At 69.7% G+C, this 24,830-nt stretch carries 21 protein-coding genes; 11 read left to right on the top strand and 10 right to left on the bottom strand.

Annotated elements, in window-relative coordinates; translation table 11 throughout:
- The first annotated feature begins 161 nt into the window (after positions 1 to 161).
- The 7 genes from recR to SCATT_RS13770 all read left to right on the top strand — a co-directional run bounded on the left by recR (position 162) and on the right by SCATT_RS13770 (position 8,078).
- Positions 162 to 761 (top strand): recombination mediator RecR, encoded by a 600-nt coding sequence (recR, locus tag SCATT_RS13805; RefSeq protein WP_014143683.1) that lies wholly within the window; start codon positions 162 to 164, stop codon positions 759 to 761.
- Positions 754 to 1,479 (top strand): DUF5063 domain-containing protein, encoded by a 726-nt coding sequence (locus SCATT_RS13800; RefSeq protein WP_078590735.1) that lies wholly within the window; start codon positions 754 to 756, stop codon positions 1,477 to 1,479. The genes recR and SCATT_RS13800 overlap by 8 nt, the downstream gene beginning before the upstream one ends.
- 259 nt (positions 1,480 to 1,738) lie before the next feature.
- Positions 1,739 to 3,013, top strand: coding sequence for an aspartate kinase (locus tag SCATT_RS13795; RefSeq protein WP_014143681.1), 1,275 nt, complete (start codon positions 1,739 to 1,741; stop codon positions 3,011 to 3,013).
- Positions 3,010 to 4,074, top strand: a complete 1,065-nt coding sequence (locus tag SCATT_RS13790; protein WP_014143680.1) for an aspartate-semialdehyde dehydrogenase — start codon at positions 3,010 to 3,012, stop codon at positions 4,072 to 4,074. The genes SCATT_RS13795 and SCATT_RS13790 overlap by 4 nt, the downstream gene beginning before the upstream one ends.
- Before the next feature lie 198 nt (positions 4,075 to 4,272).
- Positions 4,273 to 4,956, top strand: coding sequence for a SigE family RNA polymerase sigma factor (locus SCATT_RS13785; protein WP_014143679.1), 684 nt, complete (start codon positions 4,273 to 4,275; stop codon positions 4,954 to 4,956).
- Positions 4,953 to 6,020, top strand: a complete 1,068-nt coding sequence (locus tag SCATT_RS38590; RefSeq protein WP_014628050.1) for an anti-sigma factor — start codon at positions 4,953 to 4,955, stop codon at positions 6,018 to 6,020. Before SCATT_RS13785 ends, SCATT_RS38590 begins: the two co-directional genes overlap by 4 nt.
- Before the next feature lie 1,236 nt (positions 6,021 to 7,256).
- Positions 7,257 to 8,078 (top strand): SURF1 family protein, encoded by an 822-nt coding sequence (locus tag SCATT_RS13770; RefSeq protein WP_014143676.1) that lies wholly within the window; start codon positions 7,257 to 7,259, stop codon positions 8,076 to 8,078.
- Positions 8,079 to 8,118: 40 nt separating this feature from the next.
- Here the strand turns inward: SCATT_RS13770 and SCATT_RS13765 are convergent, their stop codons facing one another.
- A complete protein-coding gene (locus SCATT_RS13765; RefSeq protein WP_014143675.1) occupies positions 8,119 to 9,906 on the bottom strand; it encodes a S9 family peptidase in 1,788 nt (595 codons plus the stop codon).
- A gap of 64 nt (positions 9,907 to 9,970) precedes the next feature.
- Here SCATT_RS13765 and SCATT_RS13760 point away from each other — a divergent pair, with 64 nt between their 5' ends.
- Entirely contained in the window at positions 9,971 to 10,462 is a 492-nt protein-coding gene (locus SCATT_RS13760; RefSeq protein ID WP_014143674.1) for a pyridoxamine 5'-phosphate oxidase family protein, read from the top strand.
- A 22-nt stretch (positions 10,463 to 10,484) separates the two neighbouring features.
- On the opposite strand, the gene SCATT_RS13755 is transcribed toward SCATT_RS13760, so the two are convergent.
- Entirely contained in the window at positions 10,485 to 10,679 is a 195-nt protein-coding gene (locus tag SCATT_RS13755) for a DUF1059 domain-containing protein (RefSeq protein ID WP_014143673.1), read from the bottom strand.
- A gap of 137 nt (positions 10,680 to 10,816) precedes the next feature.
- Between SCATT_RS13755 and SCATT_RS13750 the strand changes: the two genes are divergently transcribed.
- Positions 10,817 to 11,881, top strand: coding sequence for a class I SAM-dependent methyltransferase (locus SCATT_RS13750; RefSeq protein ID WP_014143672.1), 1,065 nt, complete (start codon positions 10,817 to 10,819; stop codon positions 11,879 to 11,881).
- A gap of 42 nt (positions 11,882 to 11,923) precedes the next feature.
- On the opposite strand, the gene SCATT_RS13745 is transcribed toward SCATT_RS13750, so the two are convergent.
- From SCATT_RS13745 to SCATT_RS13720, 7 genes are all read right to left on the bottom strand, one after another.
- On the bottom strand, positions 11,924 to 14,065 hold the full coding sequence (locus SCATT_RS13745) for a protein kinase domain-containing protein (protein ID WP_014143671.1): 2,142 nt from the start codon (positions 14,063 to 14,065) through the stop codon (positions 11,924 to 11,926).
- Between the two features lie 69 nt (positions 14,066 to 14,134).
- On the bottom strand, positions 14,135 to 14,962 hold the full coding sequence (locus SCATT_RS13740) for a hypothetical protein (RefSeq protein ID WP_014143670.1): 828 nt from the start codon (positions 14,960 to 14,962) through the stop codon (positions 14,135 to 14,137).
- Entirely contained in the window at positions 14,959 to 15,798 is an 840-nt protein-coding gene (locus tag SCATT_RS13735) for a vWA domain-containing protein (protein ID WP_014143669.1), read from the bottom strand. The genes SCATT_RS13740 and SCATT_RS13735 overlap by 4 nt, the downstream gene beginning before the upstream one ends.
- A 143-nt stretch (positions 15,799 to 15,941) precedes the next feature.
- Positions 15,942 to 16,340 carry a hypothetical protein gene (locus SCATT_RS38585; protein ID WP_157894831.1) on the bottom strand — a complete coding sequence of 133 codons (399 nt, stop codon included), beginning with the start codon at positions 16,338 to 16,340 and terminating at the stop codon, positions 15,942 to 15,944.
- A 47-nt stretch (positions 16,341 to 16,387) separates the two neighbouring features.
- A complete protein-coding gene (locus SCATT_RS13730; RefSeq protein ID WP_014143667.1) occupies positions 16,388 to 17,509 on the bottom strand; it encodes an IS630 family transposase in 1,122 nt (373 codons plus the stop codon).
- A 775-nt stretch (positions 17,510 to 18,284) separates the two neighbouring features.
- Positions 18,285 to 19,520 carry a response regulator gene (locus tag SCATT_RS13725; RefSeq protein ID WP_014143666.1) on the bottom strand — a complete coding sequence of 412 codons (1,236 nt, stop codon included), beginning with the start codon at positions 19,518 to 19,520 and terminating at the stop codon, positions 18,285 to 18,287.
- Positions 19,517 to 21,757, bottom strand: coding sequence for a sensor histidine kinase (locus tag SCATT_RS13720; protein ID WP_014143665.1), 2,241 nt, complete (start codon positions 21,755 to 21,757; stop codon positions 19,517 to 19,519). Before SCATT_RS13720 ends, SCATT_RS13725 begins: the two co-directional genes overlap by 4 nt.
- A 420-nt stretch (positions 21,758 to 22,177) precedes the next feature.
- On the opposite strand from SCATT_RS13720, the gene dcm reads away from it, so the two are divergent.
- Positions 22,178 to 24,145, top strand: coding sequence for a DNA (cytosine-5-)-methyltransferase (gene dcm / locus SCATT_RS13715; RefSeq protein ID WP_041824720.1), 1,968 nt, complete (start codon positions 22,178 to 22,180; stop codon positions 24,143 to 24,145).
- Here dcm and SCATT_RS36425 read toward each other — a convergent pair.
- Complete coding sequence (locus tag SCATT_RS36425; protein WP_078590731.1) at positions 24,084 to 24,581, bottom strand: very short patch repair endonuclease; 498 nt, start codon at positions 24,579 to 24,581, stop codon at positions 24,084 to 24,086. The two genes, dcm and SCATT_RS36425, sit on opposite strands and share 62 nt — an antisense overlap.
- Positions 24,582 to 24,636: 55 nt before the next feature.
- On the opposite strand from SCATT_RS36425, the gene SCATT_RS13710 reads away from it, so the two are divergent.
- Positions 24,637 to 24,825, top strand: coding sequence for an AbrB/MazE/SpoVT family DNA-binding domain-containing protein (locus tag SCATT_RS13710; RefSeq protein ID WP_014628047.1), 189 nt, complete (start codon positions 24,637 to 24,639; stop codon positions 24,823 to 24,825).
- Positions 24,826 to 24,830: the final 5 nt, after the last annotated feature.

The raw sequence follows: 24,830 nt of genomic DNA, 5'->3' as shown, positions 1-24,830 counted from the left end.
GGGGAAATCCCGGCGGACATCGTCTCCGGGCGGACGAGGAGCGGGTCGGCGTAGAAGAATGAGGCAGGTACGGGGTCGGTACGTACCCCGGGGCAGGACGCCCCGCGCGGGCGGCCACCACGGTGCCGCACCCGTAGGGACACGAAGGAAGAAGGCGTTCGGTGTACGAAGGCGTGGTCCAGGACCTCATCGACGAGCTGGGCAGGCTGCCCGGCGTGGGGCCCAAGAGCGCGCAGCGGATCGCCTTCCACGTCCTTCAGGCCGACCCGGCCGATGTGCGCCGGCTGGCGCACGCGCTCGCCGAGGTCAAGGAGAAGGTCCGGTTCTGCGCGGTGTGCGGCAACGTCGCCCAGGAGGAACGGTGCCGGGTCTGCCAGGACCCGCGCCGCGACCCCGCGGTGATATGCGTCGTGGAGGAGCCCAAGGACGTCGTCGCCATCGAGCGGACCCGTGAGTTCCGTGGCCGTTACCACGTACTGGGCGGCGCCATCAGCCCCATCGAGGGCGTCGGCCCGGACGACCTGCGGATCCGGGAGCTGCTGGCCCGGCTCGCGGACGGCACGGTGACCGAGCTGATCCTGGCCACCGACCCCAACCTGGAGGGCGAGGCCACCGCCACCTATCTGGCGCGGATGATCAAGCCCATGGGACTGAAGGTCACGCGGCTGGCCAGCGGGCTCCCCGTCGGCGGCGACCTGGAGTACGCCGACGAGGTGACGCTGGGGCGTGCCTTCGAAGGGAGACGACTGCTCGATGTCTGACACTGCGGTGCGCAACGACCCCGGCCGCCCGGCGACGGCCGCGCCCCCGGTCCCCCGCGTCCCGAGGCGTTCGGAGGCACCGGACGACTTCGCGGTGCAGATCGCCGACCAGATCGAGAGCTTCATCGTGGCCGTCCGTGAAGTGGCCAAGGGTGACGAGCCGGCGAGCGCGGTGCCCTTCCTGCTGCTGGAGGTCTCCCAGCTGATGCTCGCCGGCGGCCGGCTCGGCGCCCACGAGGACATCGTCCCCGAGGAGCGCTACGAGCCGGACGCGGGCCCCGAGCCCGACGCCGACGAGCTGCGCGAGCGGCTGGCGGCGCTGCTGGAGCCGGTGGACGTCTACTCGGAGGTCTTCGACCCGTACGTGCCGCGCAGCGTGCCGGTGGCCTGCCGGATCTCCGACGACCTGGCGGACGTGGTCACCGACCTCACGCACGGCCTGGCGCACTACAAGGAGGGCCGGGTCTCCGAGGCGCTGTGGTGGTGGCAGTTCTCCTACCTGTCCAACTGGGGTCCGACCGCCAGCGCCAGCCTGCGGGCGCTCCAGTCGCTCGTGGCCCACGTGCGGCTGGACTCGCCGCTGGAGGAGCTGGACGGGCTGGACACCGACGGCCAGTCCGAGGACGGTGACGAGCGCCTCGCCGAGGAGGCCGGCCGGGTGATGCGCGCCGAGCTGGCCGTGCCGTTGCGGCTGGCGGACCCGGACGGGCAGCGCTGAGCGGGGCCCCCGCACCCGGGGGCCGACGTGAGCTGGGCCACGGTTCCGTGTGAGCGGGCGGCGAGCGGGCAGGCATCGCCGCTGAGCGGGTGGGCCTTGGCCCACCGGTCGTGCCCCACCGGTCATGGCGTGAGCGGAACGTCTCACCATGTGATACATAACGGGCGGATCCGGCCCGCTCGTTAGACTGAGCCGACCGCATACCCCCGTACCGGGGGACTGGGGCAGCCCCCAGAAGACACAGTTGCGAGGAGCGCACGTGGGCCTTGTCGTGCAGAAGTACGGCGGCTCCTCCGTTGCGGATGCCGAGGGCATCAAGCGCGTTGCCAAGCGAATCGTCGATGCCAAGAAGAGCGGCCACCAGGTGGTCGTCGTGGTGTCGGCGATGGGCGACACGACGGACGAGCTGATCGATCTCGCCGAGCAGGTATCCCCGATCCCTGCCGGGCGCGAGTTCGACATGCTGCTGACCGCCGGAGAGCGGATCTCCATGGCACTGCTGGCGATGGCGATCAAAAACCTCGGGCACGAGGCGCTGTCGTTCACCGGTAGCCAGGCGGGTGTGATCACCGACTCGGTCCACAACAAAGCGCGGATCATCGACGTCACGCCGGGCCGGATCCGGGACGCCCTCGACGCCAACGCCATCGCGATCGTGGCCGGCTTCCAGGGGGTCTCCCAGGAGAGCAAGGACATCACCACGCTGGGCCGCGGCGGCTCGGACACCACCGCGGTGGCCCTCGCCGCCGCGCTCGACGCCGAGGTGTGCGAGATCTACACCGACGTGGACGGCGTCTTCACCGCCGACCCGCGGGTGGTGAAGAAGGCCCGCAAGATCGACGAGATCCCCTACGAGGACATGCTCGAACTCGCGGCCAGCGGCTCCAAGGTGCTGCACCTGCGCTGCGTCGAGTACGCCCGCCGCTACAACATCCCGATCCACGTCCGGTCCTCGTTCTCCGGACACGTGGGTACGTGGGTGCGCAACAAGGCTGAAGGAGAAGAGCAAGCCATGGAGCAGGCGATCATCTCGGGCGTCGCCCACGACACCTCCGAGGCCAAGATCACGGTCGTCGGCGTGCCGGACAAGCCGGGCGAGGCCGCGACGATCTTCCGCACCATCGCCGACGCCGAGATCAACATCGACATGGTGGTGCAGAACGTCTCGGCCGCGGCCACCGGGCTGACCGACATCTCCTTCACCCTGCCCAAGACCGACGGTCACAAGGCCATGGAGGCGCTGACCAAGGCCAAGGGGCAGATCGGCTTCGACTCGCTGCGCTACGACGACCAGATTGGCAAGGTCTCGCTGGTCGGCGCCGGTATGCGCACCAACCCCGGGGTCACCGCCGCCTTCTTCGAGGCGCTCTCCAACTCCGGCGTCAACATCGAGCTCATCTCGACCTCCGAGATCCGCATCTCGGTGGTCACCCGTGCCGACGACGTCAAGGCCGCCGTGCAGGCCGTGCACAGCGCCTTCGGCCTGGACAGCGAGACCGACGAGGCGGTCGTCTACGGCGGGACCGGACGATGACCCCGGCGGGCCGCACCGGCCCGACGCTGGCCGTGGTCGGCGCCACCGGTGCGGTCGGCGCCGTCATGCTCGGCCTGCTCTCCTCCCGCCAGGACGTCTGGGGCGAGATCCGGCTGATCGCCTCGCCGCGTTCGGCCGGCCGCAAGCTGGTGGTGCGCGGCGAGGAGGTCGAGGTGGTCGCGCTCGACGAGGCCGCCTTCGACGGCGTCGACGTGGCCATGTTCGACGTACCCGACGAGGTCTCCGCGCGGTGGGCGCCGATCGCCGCCGCCAAGGGCGCGGTCGTGGTGGACAACTCGGCGGCGTTCCGGATGGACCCGGACGTGCCGCTGGTGGTCCCCGAGGTCAACGCGGCGGCGGCCCGCATCCGTCCGCGCGGCATCATCGCCAACCCCAACTGCACCACGCTGTCGATGATCGTGGCGGTCGGCGCGCTGCACGCCGAGTTCGGCCTGACCGAGCTGGTGGTCTCCTCGTACCAGGCGGCCTCCGGCGCCGGCCGGCCCGGCGTCGACACGCTGCGCGACCAGCTCACCAAGGTCGCCGCGGACCCGTCGCTGGGCACCCAGCCCGGCGACGTGCGCCGCGCGGCCGGCGACTTCGGGCCCTTCCCGGCCCCGCTGGCGCTCAACGTGGTGCCGTGGGCGGGCTCCCTCAAGGACGACGGGTGGACCTCGGAGGAGCTGAAGGTCCGCAACGAGTCCCGCAAGATCCTCGGCCTGCCCGGCCTGCGGGTCAACGCCACCTGCGTACGCGTCCCGGTGGTCACCGCGCACTCGCTCACCGTGCACGCGCGGTTCGAGAACGAGGTGACGGTGACCGCCGCCCACGACCTGCTGCGGGCCGCGCCCGGCGTCGTGGTCTGCGACGACCCGGCCGAGGGCGAGTTCCCCACCCCGGCCGACGTGGTGGGCACCGACCCCACCTGGGTGGGCCGGGTGCGCCGGGCGCTGGACGACCCGTACGCCCTGGAGCTCTTCCTGTGCGGCGACAACCTGCGCAAGGGCGCGGCGCTCAACACGGCGCAGATCGCCGAGCTGGTCGCGGCGGAGCTTTTGTGAAGAAGGTGTGACGAAGTCGCTGGTCTGTACCGCTTGATGTGAGCCCGCCTCACGTCCGACAATTTCGCTCCCCGCCTTACCGCAACCGGCAGTTGGGCGGGGAGCGTCTTTGGGCCGGGGAAGCCGGGGCAGCGGGGATGGGTCGGTTCACATGGGTTTCTCGTACAACCCTGCCGGGGATACGGGCGTCCAACAGTCGTGGCAGAGGTATTCGGCGTCCAACCCGCCCTGGCGGGCGGCCTGGGCAGCGCCCTCGGCGGTGCGACGGCGGCCCCCGCGCGTCCGCGTACCGCTCCCTCCGGCGGTCTGCCGGTGATCGCCCCCTGGCCGGTCACCCGGCTCGCCCCGGAATCCCCGGCCGTGAGCGGTACTGACGACACGATGGCCGCGGGCACCACGGTCGACCACCTCACCGAGACCTACCGGGCCCACTACCGGTCGCTGCTGGGCCTCGCCGCGCTCCTGCTGGACGACACAGCCTCCTGCGAGGACGTGGTCCAGGAGGCGTTCATCCGGGTGCACTCCGCCCGCAGCCGGGTCCGGGAACCGGAGAAGACCCTCGCCTACCTGCGCCAGACCGTGGTCAACCTGTCCCGGTCCGCGCTGCGCCGCCGCATCCTGGGGCTGAAGCTGCTGTCCAAGCCGATGCCGGACATGGCCAGCGCCGAGGAGGGCGCCTACGAGCAGCTGGAGCGCGACCAGCTGATCCGCTCCATGCGCGGACTCCAGCGCCGCCAGCGCGAGGTGCTGGTGCTGCGCTACTTCGCCGACATGACCGAGGCCCAGGTCGCCGAGACCCTCGGGATATCGATCGGCTCCGTCAAGGCGTACGGTTCCCGTGGCATAGCCGCGTTGCGGGTCGCCATGGAGACCCCCGCATGAACCGCCCCGGCCCCGACCAACCCCACGGCATGGCCCACGAAGACCACCACCCCGGCCCGGCCGGCGAACGCCCCGAGGACGACCTCGACCTGCGCCACCTGCTGCGCCAGGCCGTCGACGGCATCGAGCCGGCCCCGCACGCCCTGGAACGGCTCCGGCAGGCGGTCCCCGCCCGGCGTACCCGGCGCCGGCAGGCCATGGTGGGCGCCGCCGCCGGAGTGCTGCTGATCGGCACCGCGGTGCCCGCCGTGGTGCACGCCACCGGTGCCGACGACACCCCGGTGACCACGGCCGCCGCCGCCTCCGGCCCGCGTGCGCGGACCACCGGTCCCGGCGGCCCCGGCCCCGCCGAACAGGGCGCGACCGGTGGCGGCCCGGTGGGCCCGGCCGGCGGCGTCCTGCCCAGCGCCGGCGGCTCCGCCCCGGCCTCCCCGGCCCCCTCCTCCGGCGCCCCGGACGCACAGCCCGGCAAGAGCCGGCCGCCCGCCGCCACCATGGCGGCCACCTCGCCCACCTGCACCGCCCCCCAGCTCGGCAAGGGCTCCGCGCAGACCGGCTCACCCGACCGCGCCGGCCGGATCCGCGGGGCGTTCCGGGTGGTCAACGTCTCCGACCTGAGCTGTACGGTCGGTGGCGGTGGCGAGATCACGGTCACCGCGCAGGGCGCCGCCGACCCCACCAAGGTCCAGGTCGTCGACCACACCGCCGGCGACCCGGCCACCGATCTCCCCGACCCGGCCACCGCGCCGGACAGCCTGATCCTGCCGCCCGGCAAGGCGTACCAGGTGCAGTTCGAATGGGTGCCCTCCAACTGCGCCAGCAGCCCCCCGCCCGCCTCCGGCGGCTCCGGCGACCACAACACGCCCGGCACCACCACCGGCGACACCCCCGCCCAGCACCCCGACACCCCCGCCGACGGCACCACCACCGCCCCACCCGCCCCCACCGCCGCCGTCACCCTCGCCCACATCCCCGACGGCTCCACCCAGCCCGCCGCCACCACCACCCTCCCCACCCCCTGCGCCGGCACCCTCTACCGCACCCCCCCACTCCCCACCCCCTGACCACCGCCGCCCCGATACGCACGTCGACGCCCCCCGTGGCCCCGGGCGCGTGGTCCGGCCCCGCTGATGCGTCGGCACCGCACCGCCCGCTACGCCCCGGTACGTGGTCGGACCCTGTCTGATGCGCGTCCACCGCGCCCTGCCCCGGCTCGCCGGTACGTCGGCGGCCCTCGCCGTGGTCCCGGCTTCGCCGGTGGGTGCGCGGGCTTGCCGCGCCGCGTCGTGCTGGTCGCGTCCCGCTTGGGCGGCTCCCGGCGCCGTGCCCGGCTCCGCCGGTGTGCGGCCACCGTGCGCCCGCTGCGCTCCCGCCCCGCCCGCCGCGCCCCGGCCGGGTGGCCCCGGGCGCGTGGTCTGGCCCCCGCCGATGTGCGGCCACCGTGCCGCCGCTGCGCTCCGTCCCGGCGGTCCCGTCGTAGTTGCTTCGCCGGTGGCCACACGACGCCGCCGCACCGTGCCGCTCACCGCGCCCGACGGACGGCCCCGGCGCCGCGGCTCGGCTCCGCCGGTACGGTGGCGGCCCCGGCGCGTGGCCGGGCCCGTCCGGTGCCGTTGGGCACGGCCTACGGCATCGTGCCGCTCGGCCCGGCCGGGCAGGCCGCACCACGTAGCGTCCGTTGCGCGCTGCCGCTCGCCGAGCCCGGCCTGGTGGTCGCGGCGCGTGGTCCGGTCCCGCCGGTGGGTGCGGGGGTTGCCGCATCCGTGCTGCTCGCCGCGCCCGAGTAGGCGACCGCCCCGCATGGTCCAGCTCGACGGTGGGTGTAGGGGGGCGCCCCGCGTCCCGGCTCGGCGCTGGGTGTGCGGACGCCGTCTGCGGCATCGTGCCGCTCGCCACGTCCCGGTCGGGTGGCGCGGCGCGTGGCCCGGCTCCGCCGGTACGTGCGCCGCACCGCGTGGTGCTCACCGCTCCCACCGCGCCATGCGCGGGCACCGCGCCGTCCGGCGCGCCCCGCCCGATCGGCTCGCCGCCGCTCCGGCCCCGCCGGTGGCCACGCGAGCCCGCCGCGCCCCGCCCCGGCAGGGCCACCGCCGTCGCCCCCGGCCCCGCCGGAACACCGGCGGCCCCGCCCCCACCGCCCGGCCCCGCCGGTGGCCACGCGAGCCCGACGCGTCATGCCGCCCGCCGGGCGACTCCGGCGCCGCCCGGCGGCCCGGCCCCCCGCGAGGGCGGCCCGCGGCTTCGCCGCCACCGCCCGGCCCCGCCGGGGCGGGGCCGGGCAGGTCCCGTACCGTTGAGGCGTGTACCGGTTCCTGCTGACCCCGCGATGGTTGGGGATCTCGCTCTTCGCGTTGCTGGCGATTCCGTTCTGCGTGTTCATGGGGACGTGGCAGTTGGGCCGGTTCGATGCGCGGGTGGAGGCGCATCACACGGCGCAGCGGGAGCCGGCTGCCGGGTCGCGGGCGCCGGTGCCGCTGCGGAGTCTGCTGCCGGGGACGGGGACGCCGGTGAACCAGGCGACCGTCGGCCGGCCGGTGACCGTCAGCGGGGAGTACGACGCGGGCCACCAGTTGCTCGTACCGGACCGGCAGCTCGACGGGCGGCAGGGGTTCTACGTGCTGACCCCGGTGCGTACCTCGGGCGGGGCGGTCGCCGTGGTGCGGGGATGGCTGCCCGGGGACGCCGGGCACCCCGGGGCCGTACCGGCTCCGCCCGCGGGGCGGGTCACGGTGACCGGCACGTTGCAGGCGTCCGAGAACCCCGGCGACCCGGGGGTGGTCTCCGGCGGCCTGCCGGCCGGGCAGCTCGGCATGATCAGCACCGCGTCGCTGGTCAACATGGTGCCGTACCGGCTCTACGACGGCTGGGTCACCCTCTCCGCCACCACCGCCCCGCTCAAGCCGGTGCCGCCGACCAGCGCCCAGGGCGTCAACAGCACGCTGGACGTACGGGCCTTCCAGAACCTGGGGTACACCGGCGAGTGGTTCGTCTTCGCCGCGTTCGTCGTCTACATGTGGTTCAAGCTGGTCCGCCGGGAGCTGGAGGCCCAGCGCGACCTGGCGCTCGGCCTCGTCCCCGGCGACGACGCGGAGCCGGCCGGCGAGGCGCAGCCGGCGCGGTGACCGGCGCCGCCCGGAACGCGGACGGCGCCGGCCACATGGCTCACAGCCCCAAGTGGCGTTGCGCGTAGGCCAGTTCGAGGCGCAGCTGCTTGATGCGTTCCTCCACCACCAGTGAGCCGTGCCCGGCGTCGTAGCGGTAGACCTCGTGCACCTTGCCCAGTTCGGCGAGGCGGCCGACGTAGTTGTCGATCTGCCGGATCGGGCAGCGCGGGTCGTTCATCCCGGCCGAGATGAAGACCGGCGCCCGCACCTGCTCCGCGTAGGTGATCGGCGACGAGGCGGCGTACCGCTCCGGAACCTCCCGCGGGGAGCCGCCGAACAGCGTGCGGTCCAGCGCCTTGAGCGCCTCCATCTCGTCCTCGTAGGCCGCCAGGTAGTCGGCGACCGGCACCGCGGCCAGCCCCACCGCCCACGCCTCGGGCTGGGTGCCCAGGCCCAGCAGGGTCAGGTAGCCGCCCCACGAGCCGCCGGCCAGCACCAGCTTGTCGGGGTCGGCGAGCCCGGAGGAGACCGCCCACTCGCGTACCGCGGCGATGTCCTCCAGCTCGATCAGCCCGACCCGGTGCTTGAGCGCGTCCGTCCACTCCCGGCCGTACCCCGTCGAACCGCGGTAGTTGACCCGCACCACCGCGAAACCGTGGTCGATCCAGGCCGCCGGGGCCGCCGCGAAGGCGTCGCTGTCGTGCCAGGCGGGGCCGCCGTGGATGTCGAACAGGGTCGGGAACGGCCCGGTGCCCTCCGGCCGCTGGACGAGCGCGTGCACCCGTCCGCCCGGCCCCTCCACCCAGACGTCCTCCACCGGCACCGAGGCCGGCGCCCGGAACCCGGGGACGTCCAGCACGGTGGCGCCGGAGCTGGACCGCACCTGCGGCGGGGTGGCCGCCGACGACCACAGGAACTCCACCGTGCCGTCCGGCCGCGCGGTCGCCCCGCCGATCGAACCCACCGGCGTCTCCAGCCGGGTCAGCGAGGCGTCGGCGAAGTCGTACCGCCACAGCTCGCCGCGCGCCTGGTGGACGTGTTCGATCAGCAGCGCGGAACCGTCCGGGTACCAGTCGGCCGACACGTCGCCGGGCAGGCCGATCGCCGGCTCGCTCAGCTCACCGGTGGCGGTGTCCCAGATCACCGGCTCCCACCGGCCGCGCCGCTGGTGGGCCACGAGCAGCCGCGGGTCGCCCGGTACCGGGGCGAAGCCCAGCGACTCCAGGCCCAGCTCGCGGGTGCCGCCCTCGGTGTCGTCCAGCTCGGCCACCGTGGTGCCGTCCAGCGTGACCACCCGCAGCGCGGCGTGCATGGCGTCACCGTGCTCGGTGTGCTCGATCACGATCAGCGTGCCGTCCTCGCTGAGCCCGCCGACCCCGGCGGACTGCTCGTGCCGGTAGATCTCCACCGGCTCGGCGCCGGGGCGCAGGACGTGGACGGTGGTGCCCTCCTCGTCCGTCGAGCGGCCGATCACCGCGGTGCCGTCCCGGCCGAGGGCGATCCCGGCGGAGTAGGCGGGGGCGAGCCCCGGTGCGGCCGGCTCGTCCTCGCCGCCGTCGAACGGCTGGCGCATCCACACGCCGAACTCGTCGCCGTCGGTGTCCGAGAACCACCAGATCCACTCGCCGTCCGGGGTCAGCGTCCCGTCGGTCGTACCGTTGGGCCGGTCGGTGACCTGGCGGCGGCCGTCCGCCGTGCGGTCCCAGGCGTACAACTCGTAGGTGCCCGTCTCGTTGGAGACGAACAGGCAGCGCTGCGGAGCGTCCTGCGCCCACTCCGGCAGCCCGACCCGTGGTGCCCGGAAACGCTTCTCCCACTCCGGCATGGCAGCCGTGACATCACTCATCCCCCTATTCTCGTCCCGGGCCGGACGCACGGCGAAGGCGCCGTCGGCGGTGGAGACTGGTGGCATGTACGAGACAGCCGAGGATCTGTCCGCGCTCCAGCGGCTGCTGGACGACAGTTACGCCGCTGCCGGGGCCTATCTGCGGTCGGTGCTCGACGAGGAACGCCGGCTGCCCGCCGGAGCCGTGGTCCAGACGCTCCAGGGGGTGCGCACGATGGTGCTTGCCACCGCGACCGCCAACGGGGAGCCCCGGGTCGGCCCGGTGGACACCGTCTTCTACCGGGGACGTTTCGTCTTCGGCTCGGGCGCCGGCTCCGCCCGCTTCCGCCATCTGCGGGCCCGCCCCGCGGTGAGCGCCACCGTCGTCGAGGGCGAACGCCTCCAGATCACCGTGCACGGCAAGGCCCGCGAGATCCGCCCCACCGACGACCCGGCGCTGGAGGCGCTGCTGGTGGAGTCGTACGGCGCCGACAAGTGGCGGCGGTGGATGCGGGACCTGCCGTGGGCCCGGATCGAGCCGGAGAAGATGTTCACCTTCTTCAACCCGCAGGGGTGAGGGCCTCGTCCCGTGCCGGGACTCAGGCGTGTTGCGGGGTGGCCTCGTTCTTCAGTGCCGCGCGGAGCTGTTCGCGCAGTTCCGCGGTGTCGGCGTGACCGTGCACCGACACCGCGTGCTGGACGGCGGCCCGGACGACTTCCTCCTCCTCGCCGGCGATGGTCAGCGTGCAGTTGATCGCGCTGGGGTGGTCCCGGCAGTCGATGACCTTGCGCATGACGGACACCTCCCTTGTGCCGTTACCGCCATTGTGTCGCGTAATGGCGCGCATGTGGCGGTGGCGTGGAATTCTTGGCACAAGGAGATGTCGACCGGATTTCGCGTGCGGGCGGCGCGGCGAGGAGGTGACCGGCCATGGCGACGGCTGCGGACGAGGACCGGGTGGCGGAGTTCCTGGAACGGGTCGTCACCGACGGCGGCGCCGCCGTCGCCGGGCTGTGCACCTCGCTCGGCGACCGCCTCGGGCTCTACCGCGCCATGGCCGGCGCCGGCCCGCTGACCAGCACCCGCCTCGCCGATCGCACCGGCCTGGTGGAACGGTACGTACGCGAATGGCTCGCCGCCCAGGTGGCCGGCGGGTACGTCACCTACGACCCCGCCGACGACGCCTACCGCCTCCCCGACGAACACGCCGCGGTGCTCGGCGACCCCGACGCGCCCACCTACGCGGCCGGCTTCTTCACCCTGCTCCAAGCGCTCTACGGCACCGAGGACGCCCTGCTGCAAGCCTTCCGCACCGGCGACGGCGTGGCCTGGGCGGAACACAGCGGCGCCCTCTTCTCCGGCACCGCCAAGTTCTTCCGCCCCGGGTACGCCGACTGCCTGGTCAGCCGCTGGCTACCGGCCCTGGAGGGCGTCGTCGGCAAGCTGGAGGCGGGCGCCGAGGTGGCCGACATCGGCTGCGGTTACGGCTACTCCACGGCGCTGATGGCCCGGGCCTTCCCCAGGTCCCGGTTCCACGGCTTCGACTTCCACGCCCCCTCGGTCGAGGCCGCCCGCTCCATCGCCGCCGCGGAAGGCCTCGCCGACCGTGTCGACCACCAGGTCTCCGGCGCCCACGACTTCCCCGGCACCGGCTACGACCTGATCACCTTCTTCGACTGCCTGCACGACATGGGCGACCCCGGCGCCGCCCTGCGCCACGTCGCCCAGGCCCTCGCGGACGACGGCACCTGCCTGATCGTCGAGCCCAACGCCTCCGCCGACCCCCGCGAGAACGCCACCCCCGTCGGCCGCGTCGTCACCGCCACCTCCGTAGCCGTCTGCCTCCCCGCCGCCCTCGCCCAACAAGGCCCCCAAGCCCTCGGCAACCACCCCGGCGAACCCACCCTCCGCCACCTCGCCGCCCAATCCGGCCTCACCGCTTGGCGGAGGGTGGCGGAGACGCCGGTGAATGTGGTGTACGAGGTCCGTCGGTAGGGGCGCGAGCGGCCGTGGAGTCCGCAGACCGGGCCCCGCCCTTCACGGCACGTCGTGGGCAGCGCCGGACCCCGGCCGACCGGTGGTGAGGAAGCGCAGGTAGGAGAAGGCGGACAGCTGGCGGCGCCTTTGAACGCCCGCGGCGAGGGCGGCATCAAGCACCGGGATCTCATCGGATGCCTGCCGGATCTGCACCGATCGACGGGCGAACGCTTCGCGCCGGGCACGTGCCGTGGCGCGAGCCCGCTCGGCCTCCTGACGGAGGCGGCCCCGGGCTTGCTGCAGGTTCTGCTCGGCGTTCTGCGTCGCACTCGCAGCCTGGGAGGCGATGTCGCGGAGGCGGCCTTGAAGATCGGTCTTGCGCTGTCGGGATTCGGCTCTGGCCGCCTGGAGCTGATCGGCGGGCAGTTTGGTGGGGGAACGGAACCGGGCTGCGACGACCCGTTGCTCTCGCCATTGCTCCAGAGCCCTGGCCTTGGTCGGTCCGATCCCCTTGACATCGATCCTCCCGCCGCCGGTCCGATCGATGTACGCGGTGAGATTGCTGTACCTGCCTCCTGCGCTGACGATCGTGACGCCGTGGAAGTCCGCTGCAGTTCGGATACCAGCAGAGGCCAGAGCCCTCTTCAGGGCCTGCCCGATACCTGGGATCTTGGCATCCTCGATGAGCGCGTTCTGCAACTGCCCTTCCAAGTAACGCTGTTGGTGGAGTGCCAAACGCCTGGCGATGTCCGCGGTGAGTTCGTCATCAAGACGGGTCAGCTGGAGACGCAGGTCTCTCTCCAGCTTCTGTTTGTCGCTTTCGATCTTCGCCAAGCGCTGCTGGTGCTGGCGGGTGAGCCGCTGGCTCTCACGGTCCGCGTCTGCTGCGCGTTCGCGTTCGGAGTCCTCGAAGGATTCGATCTCTTTGTCGAGCTGGGCGGCTGCGGCGGCTGGATTCTGTGCTGCCCATTTCCGTTCTTTGAGCGCCTTGAGTTGCTGTCGCACTTCACGGAGCTCCGGCCGGGTACGGCGCGTGTTCTCGAAGAAGACCAGCCCCGCCGTGGCCGACGCGGCGGTCGCGATGATGCCGATGGAGAGAACCCCCAGAGCGAAGAGCACCGGTACGGCAAGGGAGACCAGCAACACCGGTAGGGCCAGTAGGTCGCGCGTCCGGCGCCGATGACGGAACCCTGGGCCCTCGGGATGAGAGGGCGCGGCATCGGAAGATTCGGCCACCAGCACGTGTTCACGCAGCCAATCGGGCAGGCCGGTACCGGGTGTACCGGACGCGTGCCCAGTACCCGACGGCTGCGGGCCGGTGCCGCTGCTCTGTGCACGGGTCCGCAAGCGGGGGATGGCGCTGATCGGCGTGTCGACGAGGTCGGCGAGTTGCTGAGCCGACTGCGCGACGTCGGGATCGGGGTGGTTGAGGAGTCTCGCGAATCGAGGCGATGCCGCAGGTGCCTTGTAGTCGTCCTCGGACAGCAGGAGGTACTCACCGGAGGGCTCGTGGAGATCGGCCCAAAGGCGAGGGTCTGCTGCCACGGCCTTGAGCGCGGTGTGAATGACCCAGCCGGAGAACAGGTCCATGTCCGGGCCGAAGTCCCTGCCACCGCGCAATGGTGACTGATAGTTGCGGTGCCCGTCCTCCGTGCCGTGCCGTCCGGCTAACGCCGGGACGTACATGCCGTCGTAATCCACGAGACGGAGGGTGAGGTCCGGTGCCACGAGAAGGTTCCCGTGCTGAAGGTCTCCGTGGGCGATGCCGTGGGTGTGCAGGTCGTCGATGAGCGCTGTGAAGCGGTCCGCGAGCTTCCGTACCTGTGTGCTGTCACGGTGATGGTGATCGAGCCATGAAGCCAGGCCCTGGCCCTGGACCCACTCCATCTTGAGGATCGGATAGCGCTCACCGTTCACCAGGATCTCGTCGGCGAGGTAGTCGAACCCCATGTTCCACGGCTGTGACAGACGGGCTGACGGAAGGCTGGTCAGGTGCTTGCTGATCGCCTGGTAACGCTCGTTCTGGTCCGGTACGTATCGTGTGAAGCACTTGACGGCGTAGCGGTCGCCGCCGCCGGGGAGGGCCAGGGAAAAAACACTGGCGAAGTTGCCGGAGATCGCCTTGGGGAGACCCAGTCCGGTGAGTGCCGGCTCGGCACCGCGCAGGTCGGGATGGCGGAAGCACAGGGTGGTGTTCTGCAAGGCCGTCGCGTATTCGGATCCAGTGGGAAACCTCCTAGGGCCGCCGGACGGGGTCGTGGGCATCGGGTGTCACCGTCCTTGGGCGTCGATGTGGATCAGAGCCACGTCGTCATTGCGCAAGGCACCGCTGTGCCGTTGGGCTTGCACCCATTCCTCGAACTGCTCGCCTTGGCCCGGGTTTCGTGCGTACTGGGTCAGCGCGTGGGCCGCCTCGCCCGGCCGAGGCTGGGACAGAAACCATGCGGCCAACGCGTCGGTGGCCAGCAGCACGATGTCACCGCTGACACAGGTCCCGTGGAGGAAGCGTGTCCTGGTGGCGAGGAGTTCGGTATCCCGGTTGTTGCTGGAGAAGAGCTCCGGCCGGTTCCCGAAATCACCCGCGGAGCTGATCGGATGGGCTGTGAGAACGCATCCGTCGCGGATGTGGAACAGGCAGGAATCGCCCAGTGCCGCGGCCTGCCATCTCCACAGGTCACGATCCGGGTCCGGGGTGAAAGCGGCCGACAGGAGCGTAGCGTGGGCTCCGGCGCTCAGCTTCGCCTCCTCGTACCACTGCAACGGCTGGCCGCGGTGCGCTCGCCGGTCGGTGTACCCCCGTAGCCAGTCGGCCCATTGCTTCATGACATCGGCAGCGAAGGCTTGGAATTGTGCCGGTGAGGCCAACAGCCCCTCAGGCCGGACGGCGGAGCGGGACGCCTCGCCGGCCAGCATCCGCGCCCACTCGCCGGACAGCAGGCTCTCGGTCGCCCCGTCGCAGACGGTTGCCGCGACCACCCCCTCTATGAGGGCGTCGTACGGCTCGTTCGGCAGGACGCACAGAGCGTCCTCGCACTCGTCCACGGTGACCCCGGCCTTGGGCACCACGAACCGAGTGACGTAGAGACCCTTGTGGCTCACCGCAACTCGGTGGCACGAGTGCCGATGTCGAGGAACTGCACGACCGAGGTGATGTCGGCGTTGTAAACGAACCCTCGGGTGTTCTCACTGACCGGGTGCCCCTGCGATGCCGCGTATGAGCGCATGTGGCTGGGGAGCGTGCTCGACATGGCGAAGAGCTGTCGCGCATAAGCGTCCGGCAGCCCTGCCTCGGAGTCGGGGAAGGCAGTCGGCTCGCCTCCGGAGTCGGACACGTGCAGGTTGAAGAGGAGGACAGCACCATCAGCGGTGGCGTGAGAGGTGATCTCGGCAGCTCCCTCGATGGGGTCGCCGTCGTTGGCTTCGCCGTCCGTCAGGTTGAGCACGATGGGGGGGAAGCAACCCGGGTAGCGCTGCACCCACTCCCGTACCAGCTGCGCTGCGTAGCGCAGGGCACGGTTCATGGGGGTGCCGCCATGAGCCACCGGATCCATCCAGACCGGAAACTTGACCGTGGTTTCGGCGAGTCCCCCGGCACCGTCCGGCACCTTCTTGATCCGCTCCTCCATCCGGGCCGGGAAGTCGGCGACGTGGCTGAGCGGCACGAGGTCGCGGCCCGCGAGTTCACCGACGAAGGCAGAGCCGACCGTGGAGCCGTACCCGATCACGGCCACATGGAAGTAGTCCCGCACTCCCTCTTCCTTGGCGCACTTCACGGCCAACTCGGTGAGCAGCCGGTTGATGGCGTCAGCGACGACGTCAGCCTTGCGTTGGGTAGTGCTTCCGTCACCGATCGGGTCGCTCATGGAGGTCGATCGGTCGACCAGGAAGACGATCGCCGTGGGGTTGGCGCGACTGATCTCTGCGGTGTAAGGCATGGAAGAGCTCCGAAGACTGCGTGACGTGGCGATGGGCAGTGCGGACGAGGAACGATCGACAGGCGCCGGAAGACGGCCGGTGGCTCCCGCCGAACCACGCTCCGAACCTGCGAAGAAGGGTTCCTGTGCCGAGGAGGCTGGGTTCACGAGCTCCCTTTTCCTGACAGGGCGAGGCTGATGTTGATCACTGTGGAGATCAGTGTGACGATGCCTCCGAGGCTGGCCAGGCCCGTCACGGGATTGGCGAAAAGCTGCGCCGCGCAACTTCGAAGCCGCGGGTGGACGAAGAAAGTCCGCATACGCTGCCACTTATGTTGCTGCAGGTGGCAGCCGCGCAGAACACCTCTGGCGTTGTTGCGGCAGGACTTGCCCGCCGCACGAATCGGAGCACCGCAGGGGTTGGGTGCCTGGAAGAGGAACCACAGCAGGCTGAGGGCGGAGAGGGTCGCAATCCCGCTGGGTCCGAAGTTAGAGGTCAACCAGCCGGTTACTGCTAGGACTAACGCGATCAGACCCCAGTAGGGCAGGACCTTCTTCCACATGATCGTGGACCGTATAGTGCTGTGACCGCGTTGGTTCGCCGGGTTGGTCAGGCCGCGGTGGTGAGGGGGCGTCCTCCCCAGCGGATGCCTTTCTCGCTGCGGATCCGGGCGCGTTCCTTGCGTTCGGCGGCCAGGACGTCGCGGTGGCGGGCGTTGGCGTTGCGCCACCGTAGGTAGGCGTGCAGGGCCCGGGTCTGCACGGTGTGGTTGGGGTAGTTCGAGTTGGCGATGGTGAACTGCCGCAGTGGCCCGAAGTGGGCCTCGATCGGGTTCGCCCACGAGGCGTAGGTCGGTGTGAAGCACACCTCGACCTTGTGCTTCTTCGCCCAGCGTCGGATGTCGGCGCCCTTGTGGGCGGACAGATTGTCCATGATCACGTAGATCGGGGCGCCGTCCGGACGGGCGGCGCGGATCGACTTCAGTGCGGCCAGCGTGTTCCCGGCGCCTTTCCTGCGGCGGTTGACGCCCCACAAGCTGTCGTCACCGACCGAGTAGCAGCCGTGGAAATACCGGACTCCGTGGGTGCGGTGGTAGGTGGCCGGCAGCCGGTCGGGATGTCCTTGTGCGGCCCAGCCCGAGCCCGCGGTGGGCCGGATCCCGAGCGGCCCGAACTCGTCGAAGGCGAAGACCCGGTCCGGGAAGCGGTCCAGGACCTCCTCGATGCGGTCGAGCTTGGTGTCGCGCTCGGGGTCCGGGGACTCCTTCCAGGTCTTGGTGCGCTGGAAGGTGACGCCGCGCCGGGCGAGCAGGCACCGTAACGCCTCGCGGCCAATGCGGATCACCCGGCCGTGCACTTTGCGCAGGTAGGCGACGAGCTTGCGCAGCGACCAGCGGGTGAAGGGCTGGCCGAGCTTGACCGGGCGGGTGGTGGCCGTCGCAATGACGAAATCCTCGTCTTCAGGGTTGAGTTGGCGGGGACGGCCTCCCGCCCACTGAGGGTCCAGACAGGCCAGGCCGATCTCGTTGAACCGGTGGATCACGTCCCGGACGGTGTCCTCGTCGGCCTGCACCAGTTGGGCGATCACCGGCACCCGGTTCCCGCCGGCCGACGCCAGCAGCATCATCGCCCGCCGGTAACGCACCGTGCTGGTACTGCCCCGGCGCACGATCTGCTGCAGCCTCTGCCCCTCCTGGTCGGTCAGTCTGCGCACACGGACAGGCTCGGCCACCGCGCCTCCAGCGATCGGATCGGACGTCACCCCACATCCAACCGCCACGACCACCAACCCGGCGAACCAACACGGTCACAGCAATAGCCACTGATTTACTTGCGCAAGGCCTGTCTTGATGCATTATGCGCTCCACCATGCGCCCCCGAGTGCGCTGGGCCGCATCCGCAATCTGCTGTGAAGTGGGCACGGTCGGAGGGCCTTGCGTGGGAAGTCGAACCGGACCGGAAGCAAGGTCCGGTGTCCACGACTCCGCGGTCGCCACTCCCATGCCTACGCTGAGCAACAGGACCGCTCCCGGACCAAACGCCCTCGATCGCCCCGGCGGCCATCATCGTCCGCCTCCTGATACCGAGCGGTCGCCGATGCGCTGGAACGGAGAAGACGGGGAGCCGTCCGGTGAGGGCCACCAAAAAACGACTCAGGGGCTCGACCCACTCTCGTGGGTCGAGCCCCTGAGCTCGGTGTTTCACCAGTCGGGGTGGCGGGATTTGAACCCACGGCCTCTTCGTCCCGAATGAGGTTCGGTTGGGGAGACTGCCAGCCTCGATGGCGTTTCCGCAGGTCAGATGGGTGGGCTCGGTTGGTGTCGCGGGGCCTGGAAGGGGTTCGGGGAGCGGGTCGGCTCCCAGATGGCTCCCCGGGCGTGGCGCCCACCGGCGGCGTGTAGGTCTATGCCAAGGCATCCCTGTGTCGACCACAACGAGGGCCAAGGCTTCCGCGCCCGGCGTGCCCTCCGCTGATGATCGCGCACGCTGTCCGAATGCCTGGAAGCTCAGTCCTTCACAATCTCGCCGTTCGCTGATGGCGTTGAAGCCTGCGTCGGCACGTGCCTGGCCTTCGGCTTCTCGAGTTCCAACCGCACTTTCACGTCCTCGAAGCTGAGGTCCGGGGTTCCGATACGCCCCACCGAGCGGCTGTAGGCGATGAGCATCGCCTCCGAGAACGGGCTGTCGAGGGTTGCGACACGTCGCCAGGTTCGTGCCTCGGCGAGCGGGACCGATACCACGTTCTCGAAGTCGACCAGGAGGTCGGGGATGTCGAGGTAGCCAGGAAGAGCGCGGTACCGGTTCTGCTTGTCCCCGAAGACCTGTTTGGCCTGGTCCTTGTGGCTGTTGCTCTTCGAGCTGGCCAGCCATGTGGCGATCGCTGGCGACTCCGACTCCTCGCCGTCCTCGGTGAAGATGCGGTCAGCCTTGGCCAGGCGAACGTACTGTGCCTTGGCCTTACGAGGTCTCGCCACGTTGGCGTCCGGGTGGTCCTCATACAGGTCGCAAGCAGGGGTGAGGACGATCCACCAATCGCCCTCGGGGCTGACCACGAGGTCCGTGGCGGTGAGGTGATGGGTCACGAACGGCTTCAAGTAGACCCGCGCAGCGGAGGGTTGACCAGCAGTGGCGACCGCCTCGCCGTCCCCGGCGTAACCCAGTTCGCTGGGGCCGTTCTCCCGGAGCTCGGCCGCGAGGCGGTTGACGATGATCGGGGTGATCTCGTGGGGATCAGCGCCCGCCATCTCGTGCCAGTGCGGGGCCACGACGTCACGCAGGAAAACGCGGACCTTGCGTTCGACGAGACCGGAGATACGGCGTCTCAACTCCGACACTCCCGAGAGCAACCCGTCCCGGACTGCGGGAGCGACCTCGTCCCAGGCGTTCTTGGTCACCACACGAATGAGTGGGGGCTTCTCCAGGTCACGCACCTGTTGAGGGACAGCTGTGAAGAAGACCACGGGCAGCCACCGCGCGCCGGCGATGGCGTCGTACAGTTCGTGTCCCCGTCCTTCTATGGCGGCGGAGGGCCTGCCATCGGCGGCGTCGCGGACGTCGAGGATGACCAGGTCGAAGTCCTCGTCGATCAACCGCTGCTCGGCTGTGGAGAAGTCCTGCTCGGACTCGAAGTGGATCTCCCCGAGGTCTGTGAGCTCCTCGGACAGCACTTCGCGAAGGTCCGCGATCATCTGGGCGTCGTCATCGACTATGAGCACCCGATACGCAACGTCGGTCGACGTCACCCAACTCTCCTTCGCAGTCGTGCCCGGAAACTCGCACCCGAGAGGGTGCCGGGGCTCACCAGCCCCAGGTCGCCGTCGTAGAAGTCCTTCACGACGCTGCCTGCGATGCTGAGGCCGAGGCCGACGCCATCAGGCTTGTCGCTGAAGTAGGTCTCGAAGATCAGATCCTTGATCTCCTCGCGCACCCCAGGGCCGTTGTCACTGACCGTGATGTCAACCACGTCCAGTTCGCCCTCATGGTTGCGCTCCGTTTCGATCAGGATCTCGCGTGGGGTGCCCTTGGGCATGGTGGAGAGCCAGTACACGGCGTTGCTCACGAGGTTGACCACGAGAGTCCTGATGTCACCTGGCTCGGCAGTGACGATCACGTCCTCCCCGCCGATCTTCACGTCTACACCGTGCTTGGTGATCTCCGACTCCAGTACGTCAACGGCTTCGGAAATGCTCTGGTGCAGAGAGAGCCGGCGGGGCCGTCCACGTTTCCGTCCACTGAGTGGCTCGATGCGAGCGAAGAGCCGGTCGAGAGCCCTCTCCTGTGCGGTGAAGTCCGTGCGAAGCTTGCCCAGCGCAGCTGACAACTCCACGTCGTGTGTCTCGACCTTCGTGGTGATCTTGCCGAGGCGGCGAAGGCCCACGCCGATGCGGGAAAGGGCGGTACGTCCGTCATGGAGGACAACATCGACCAGGGTTCCCAGCGTCGCGAGGCGGGAAAACTGGGCGATGACCTCCTGTACCTTGCGTACGCCTTCGTTGATCGTCTCCGTGGCCTCTTCGATGGCGCGGCTGAGGATGATGTCGTCTGGGTGCCGCTCGGCAGCCACCTGTCGCAGCGGGTCCAGGTTGAAGTTCTGGAAGAGCCCGTGGCCCCTGCCTTCGGACGGCCCGGCAAGGAGCGGGGCGTCCGTCGGAGCAGTGGGTTCCCGACGCAGCCGGTAGCGTTGCGTCTCCAACCTGGCAATCGCCTGGAGTATGACTGCCTTCAGTTCCTCGTACTCCGGGGAGTCGATCAGTCCTTCGCGGTGCGAGCGGTCCATGAGGCCGGGGTTGTCATCGGCCGAGATGTAGACGAATCCCGCCACTTGCCGGTTGGAGAGACGCAGCGTCGGGTTGTTGATGCGTCGCTGGTCGAAACCAAGCCAGTCGAACCCGGGTTCCCCGAACGGCTGCACACGGAACCCGTCCCGGTACAGGGCCACACCGCTGTTGTTCCGGATGAGTTCCCGTACGTCGTTGGTGTTCCTCGCGCTGGTGTCGAGTGCCAGGAGCGGCTTGATGGCCGACGACTCAAGGTCCCAGACTCGGAAGTCCAGTTTCAGAGGGCCACATGAGGGCCTCTTCGAGTCCTTCCGGAGGTTGTCCTGGACGACCTCTACCGGTTCTTCGTCGCCGGCGTAAATGGCCAGGCTCGCGTCTCCGTCAGCATCCACGGCGCCGACGAGGCGATAGCGGGGATGGGCCAGTGTCTCACTCGCAGAAACGAACCCGCTGTGGTGGCGGAGCGGCCCCTCCGGAGTGTCGATGTAGATCGAGAACTCAGGCTGGTCCGGCACAGAGAGCTCGGCGGGAGGCGGCGGGGGGAGGAGCCTGGACAGGGAACGCTTGAGGGCCTCGATCTCGTTCGTTCCCCAAGCCGTGCGAAGCCTCTCGAGTCGGACCACGGTGCCATGCGCCGTGTCGACGGCTGTAGCGGGCGCTGACTGAAATTCCCGGAGGACCTCGGAAAAGGTCTGCGCTGCTGTGCCTCCGTCTACGAAGACGCTCGGAGTGGTCGTGGACAGGGAGACCGGAACCTCATCCAGGTACGCGTCACCATCCGTGAAGTCCCCCCAGTCGATGCGAAGGGTGACCTCCTGCTCATCGACCCGCCGAGTCGTGATTGTGGCGGTATGGCCAAGTCGAGCCGAGGCGAACCGGCCGATGCCCTTGGCGCCCAGCACGCGACGCCCACCTGACTCACTGCGGGGGTTCCGGTGCCTGTGCGGGGTGGCGATTTCCATCCACGTGCCGCGCACTGTGGCCGGCGACATGCCGTGCCCGTTGTCCCAGACCTCGATCGAGCCCTCACCCTCTTCGAGGGGAGGGTTGAAGCGGATCAGGACGAGGCTGGCGTCCGCGTCGTAGGCGTTCTTCACCAGCTCGGTGAGGGCGACGCGTTCGTTGCTGATCAGTTCTTCGCCGAGCGTGCTCATGAGCCTGGCCCGCGGCCGGAGATACGCCTTCGCGTTCTCGGAGTCCACCCATGCCCCCGCTCGTCAACTGTCAGCCATGTTCTGCAGTGTGTGGCGGGCAAGATTCTACTAACTACCCATCAGCGAGCTAGGTGGGCGGCTCTCGTAAGTGGCTGAAACCGTGCACAGGTTCAGGCCGACTCGAACGTGTCTTCAGCCCCGCCGGATCGTTGACCAGCTTGTCCGGCCAATCCGGGCCCCGGGAGCGACGCTGTCACTGCTGTCCTCTACGATTGCCTCTGGTAACGCACCAGAACGTCGGTTCGAAGCCGAGGACTGGGGGGCCGCGCGGACTCGCGCCGGTACCCGGCAGAGCGCAGCATCGGTCTCACGGGATTTCCGGAGGTCAGCGTGGTGGAATCCTTGCCTCCACCAGCGCGTCTGTGATCTCCTGGTGCTCGTTGTTCTCGCTGTGTGGAGGTGCGTGCTGTGCAGGAGTCGCACTATGGCGTACCCCTGGAACGGAGCGACTATCTCAAGCTCCCACGGCACCGGCACAGCTGCAGGCCCGAGCGGTTCGCAAAGTGGCTCGAAGGGTACGGCAAGGGGCGTCGCCTCGCCGTGGACCTCTTCTCCGGAGCAGGCGGTCTGAGTCTTGGGCTTCAGCGAGCTGGCTGGACCACTGCAGCCGCTGTCGACTTCGACGAGCGTGCCCTTGAGACCCATGCGGCCAACTTCCCCGGCATGAGTCTGCACATGGACCTGGGGAACCCAGCCGAGCGTGACAGGCTCGAGGAGCTGCTGGAGCCGGCGAAGGGGAAGATCGATCTGGTGGCGGGGGGGCCGCCGTGCCAGCCGTTCAGCAGGGCCGGGCGGAGCAAGATCCGCCACCTCGTAGAGCACCATGGCCGCGACCCTCACGACCTCCGTAAAGAGCTGTGGAGCGCGTACCTGGACGTCATAAAGAGGATCAGGCCGCGCGCCGTCCTCATGGAGAACGTCCCGGACATGGGCCTCGGCGACGACTTCTTCGTGGTCCGCGTGATCGAGCAGCAGCTCGAGGAGCTCGGCTACGCAACCCAGGTACGCCTTGTCGACGCATGGCGCTATGGAGTACCCCAGCACCGGAAGCGGCTCATCCTTCTGGCCAGGAACGACATCGAGAGGTTCGAGTGGCAGCAGGAGGTCGCCGAGGACGAACGCACCACCCTGCGCCATGCTATTGGTGACCTCCCTCCTCTCACCGTGGTGCCCACGGAGCGTGTCGGCGAGCGTGAGATGGCCTACGGCACCCCCTCCGAAGATCTGTCCGACTTTGCCAGGGAGATGCGCAAGCGCGCGAAGCGTGAGGTCGTCTTCGACCACATGACCCGGAGGGTCAGGCCGGACGACTGGGTGATCTTCGACAGCATGGACTCCGACACCCTGTACTCGGACATCGACCCGGAGCTCCAGCGGTACAGCGCCGAGCACTTCACCGACAAGTACAAGAAGCTTGACTGGGACGACCTGAGCAGGTCGATCACCGCCCACATCGCCAAGGACGGCTACTGGTACATCCATCCGGACCAGAACCGCACCCTGACCGTTCGGGAGGCGGCACGGGTACAGACCTTCCCGGACCGGTTCAGGTTCGCTGGGACGCGTAGTGACGCCTTCCGGCAGATCGGCAACGCGGTGCCACCCCTCCTGGGTAAGGCCGCCGCGGAAGTGCTGTTGCCTGTCGAGGGGTGCCAGGCCGGGGAAGGCGGACTCCAGCCCCGCTGGCGCACGGCCCGCGAGGACCTGACTGCCTGGGCGGAACGGCAGCGCAACGGGGAGAACTGGTACCAGTTGCCCAAGCTGTCGTCAGTGCACGCGGCGGTCGTGGCGGTGTTGGCGGGAACCCGGGTGCAGTCCGGTCAGATGCACGAGATGCTCGAGACGATCCGGGAGCACGCGACTCTGACCAAGTCCGCTCTGCGCACTCTCCTTGAATCAGCCCCCACGGCAGCCGTTCGGGCGCGCCTCGACAGGCTGACCGCCGTGGCCGGCAAGTCAAGTGTCTGGTCCGAGGACGAGGAGAAGCAGAAGGAGCTGCCCAAGCGCCTGGGGATGAAACCAGCCGAGGGCGCGCTCTACCGGCTGCTGATCGATGACGACCTTCTGTGGGTGGGACAGAGTGCGCTGCGCGTCGCTGCCCGGCTGCACGACAGCGACTCTGACCGCACCAACCGGCTCAGTGACGGCCGGGTGCACTTGGTGAAGCTCGTCGGTGCAGGAGAAAAGGCCCCCCTGCGCATGGCTGCGCTACGACTCATCGGAAGCACCCTGTGCAACGCGAAGAATCCTCTCTGTGATCAGTGTCCTCTCAGTAGTTACTGCGCGGGCAGGGAAAGTGCTGCGGGTGACCTGGTCACGGATGCTCTGAGTGGGACGCACGGTCGGCAGCCTGTTCCTGCCCAGTCACGCGAGTAGGAGCCGAACACCGCTCGGCAACCATGAGTGCTGCCGCCGCTGGACTGGCCTTGACCTCGCACTCCCAGACCCGGAGCACGGTCCATCCGGCGGCCTCCGCTGCTTCCGTGTTGCGTCTGTCTCGGGCCCTGTTGGTCTCGATCTTGTCCGTCCAACGCTCGGCGTTCGGTCCGCGGAACACCTTGGGGCCGTGCTTCGGGCAGCCGTGCCAGAAGCAGCCGTCAACAAAGACGGCCACGTGGTATCTGGGAAGCACGAAGTCGGCCGTGCACCTGGGAGCCACCCTCTGGTGAAGGCGGAACCTGAGGCCCAGCCGGTGCACCGCCTTCCTGAGGGCCACCTCCGGCCTGGTGTCCCTCACGCGCCGGCCGCGAAGGTGCTCACCCTCCGGAGTGGCGACCCACCCACGGTCCGGCGTTAGCCCTCCTCCATTCATGACCACATTCCCAGTCTGTAGACGTCCTCGACTCGGAGGGTGCCACACTCTTCCCATGCTCCGGGAACCAGCCGAACTCCATGTCGATGATCAGGGTCGGATCGAGCTGCCGCTCGGCCTGCTGGCGGAGGCCGGCATCGCACCGGGCTCCGATCTCGTCGCCTTCAGTGACGGTGACGGACGGATTGTCCTGAGGCGGGCCGAGGACGCTGTCAGGGACCTGGTCGAGAAGGGCATGCTCTGACCGAG

It is taken from the genome of Streptantibioticus cattleyicolor NRRL 8057 = DSM 46488, assembly GCF_000240165.1.
GTDB classification, from domain to species: Bacteria; Actinomycetota; Actinomycetes; order Streptomycetales; family Streptomycetaceae; genus Streptantibioticus; species Streptantibioticus cattleyicolor.
The sequence above is the reverse complement of the archived record's forward strand: the minus strand, read 5'-3'. Positions and strand labels throughout refer to the sequence as shown.

Excerpts from the sequence above, each read along its gene's own strand:
- SCATT_RS13800 (WP_078590735.1), top strand. The coding sequence starts at position 754 with ATGTCTGACACTGCGGTGCGCAACGACCCCGGCCGCCCGGCGACGGCC.
- SCATT_RS13790 (WP_014143680.1), top strand. The coding sequence starts at position 3,010 with ATGACCCCGGCGGGCCGCACCGGCCCGACGCTGGCCGTGGTCGGCGCC.
- SCATT_RS38590 (WP_014628050.1), top strand. The coding sequence starts at position 4,953 with ATGAACCGCCCCGGCCCCGACCAACCCCACGGCATGGCCCACGAAGAC.
- SCATT_RS13765 (WP_014143675.1), bottom strand. The coding sequence starts at position 9,906 with ATGAGTGATGTCACGGCTGCCATGCCGGAGTGGGAGAAGCGTTTCCGG.
- SCATT_RS13760 (WP_014143674.1), top strand. The coding sequence starts at position 9,971 with ATGTACGAGACAGCCGAGGATCTGTCCGCGCTCCAGCGGCTGCTGGAC.
- SCATT_RS13755 (WP_014143673.1), bottom strand. The coding sequence starts at position 10,679 with ATGCGCAAGGTCATCGACTGCCGGGACCACCCCAGCGCGATCAACTGC.
- SCATT_RS13750 (WP_014143672.1), top strand. The coding sequence starts at position 10,817 with ATGGCGACGGCTGCGGACGAGGACCGGGTGGCGGAGTTCCTGGAACGG.
- SCATT_RS13735 (WP_014143669.1), bottom strand. The coding sequence starts at position 15,798 with ATGCCTTACACCGCAGAGATCAGTCGCGCCAACCCCACGGCGATCGTC.
- SCATT_RS38585 (WP_157894831.1), bottom strand. The coding sequence starts at position 16,340 with ATGTGGAAGAAGGTCCTGCCCTACTGGGGTCTGATCGCGTTAGTCCTA.
- SCATT_RS36425 (WP_078590731.1), bottom strand. The coding sequence starts at position 24,581 with ATGAATGGAGGAGGGCTAACGCCGGACCGTGGGTGGGTCGCCACTCCG.
- SCATT_RS13710 (WP_014628047.1), top strand. The coding sequence starts at position 24,637 with ATGCTCCGGGAACCAGCCGAACTCCATGTCGATGATCAGGGTCGGATC.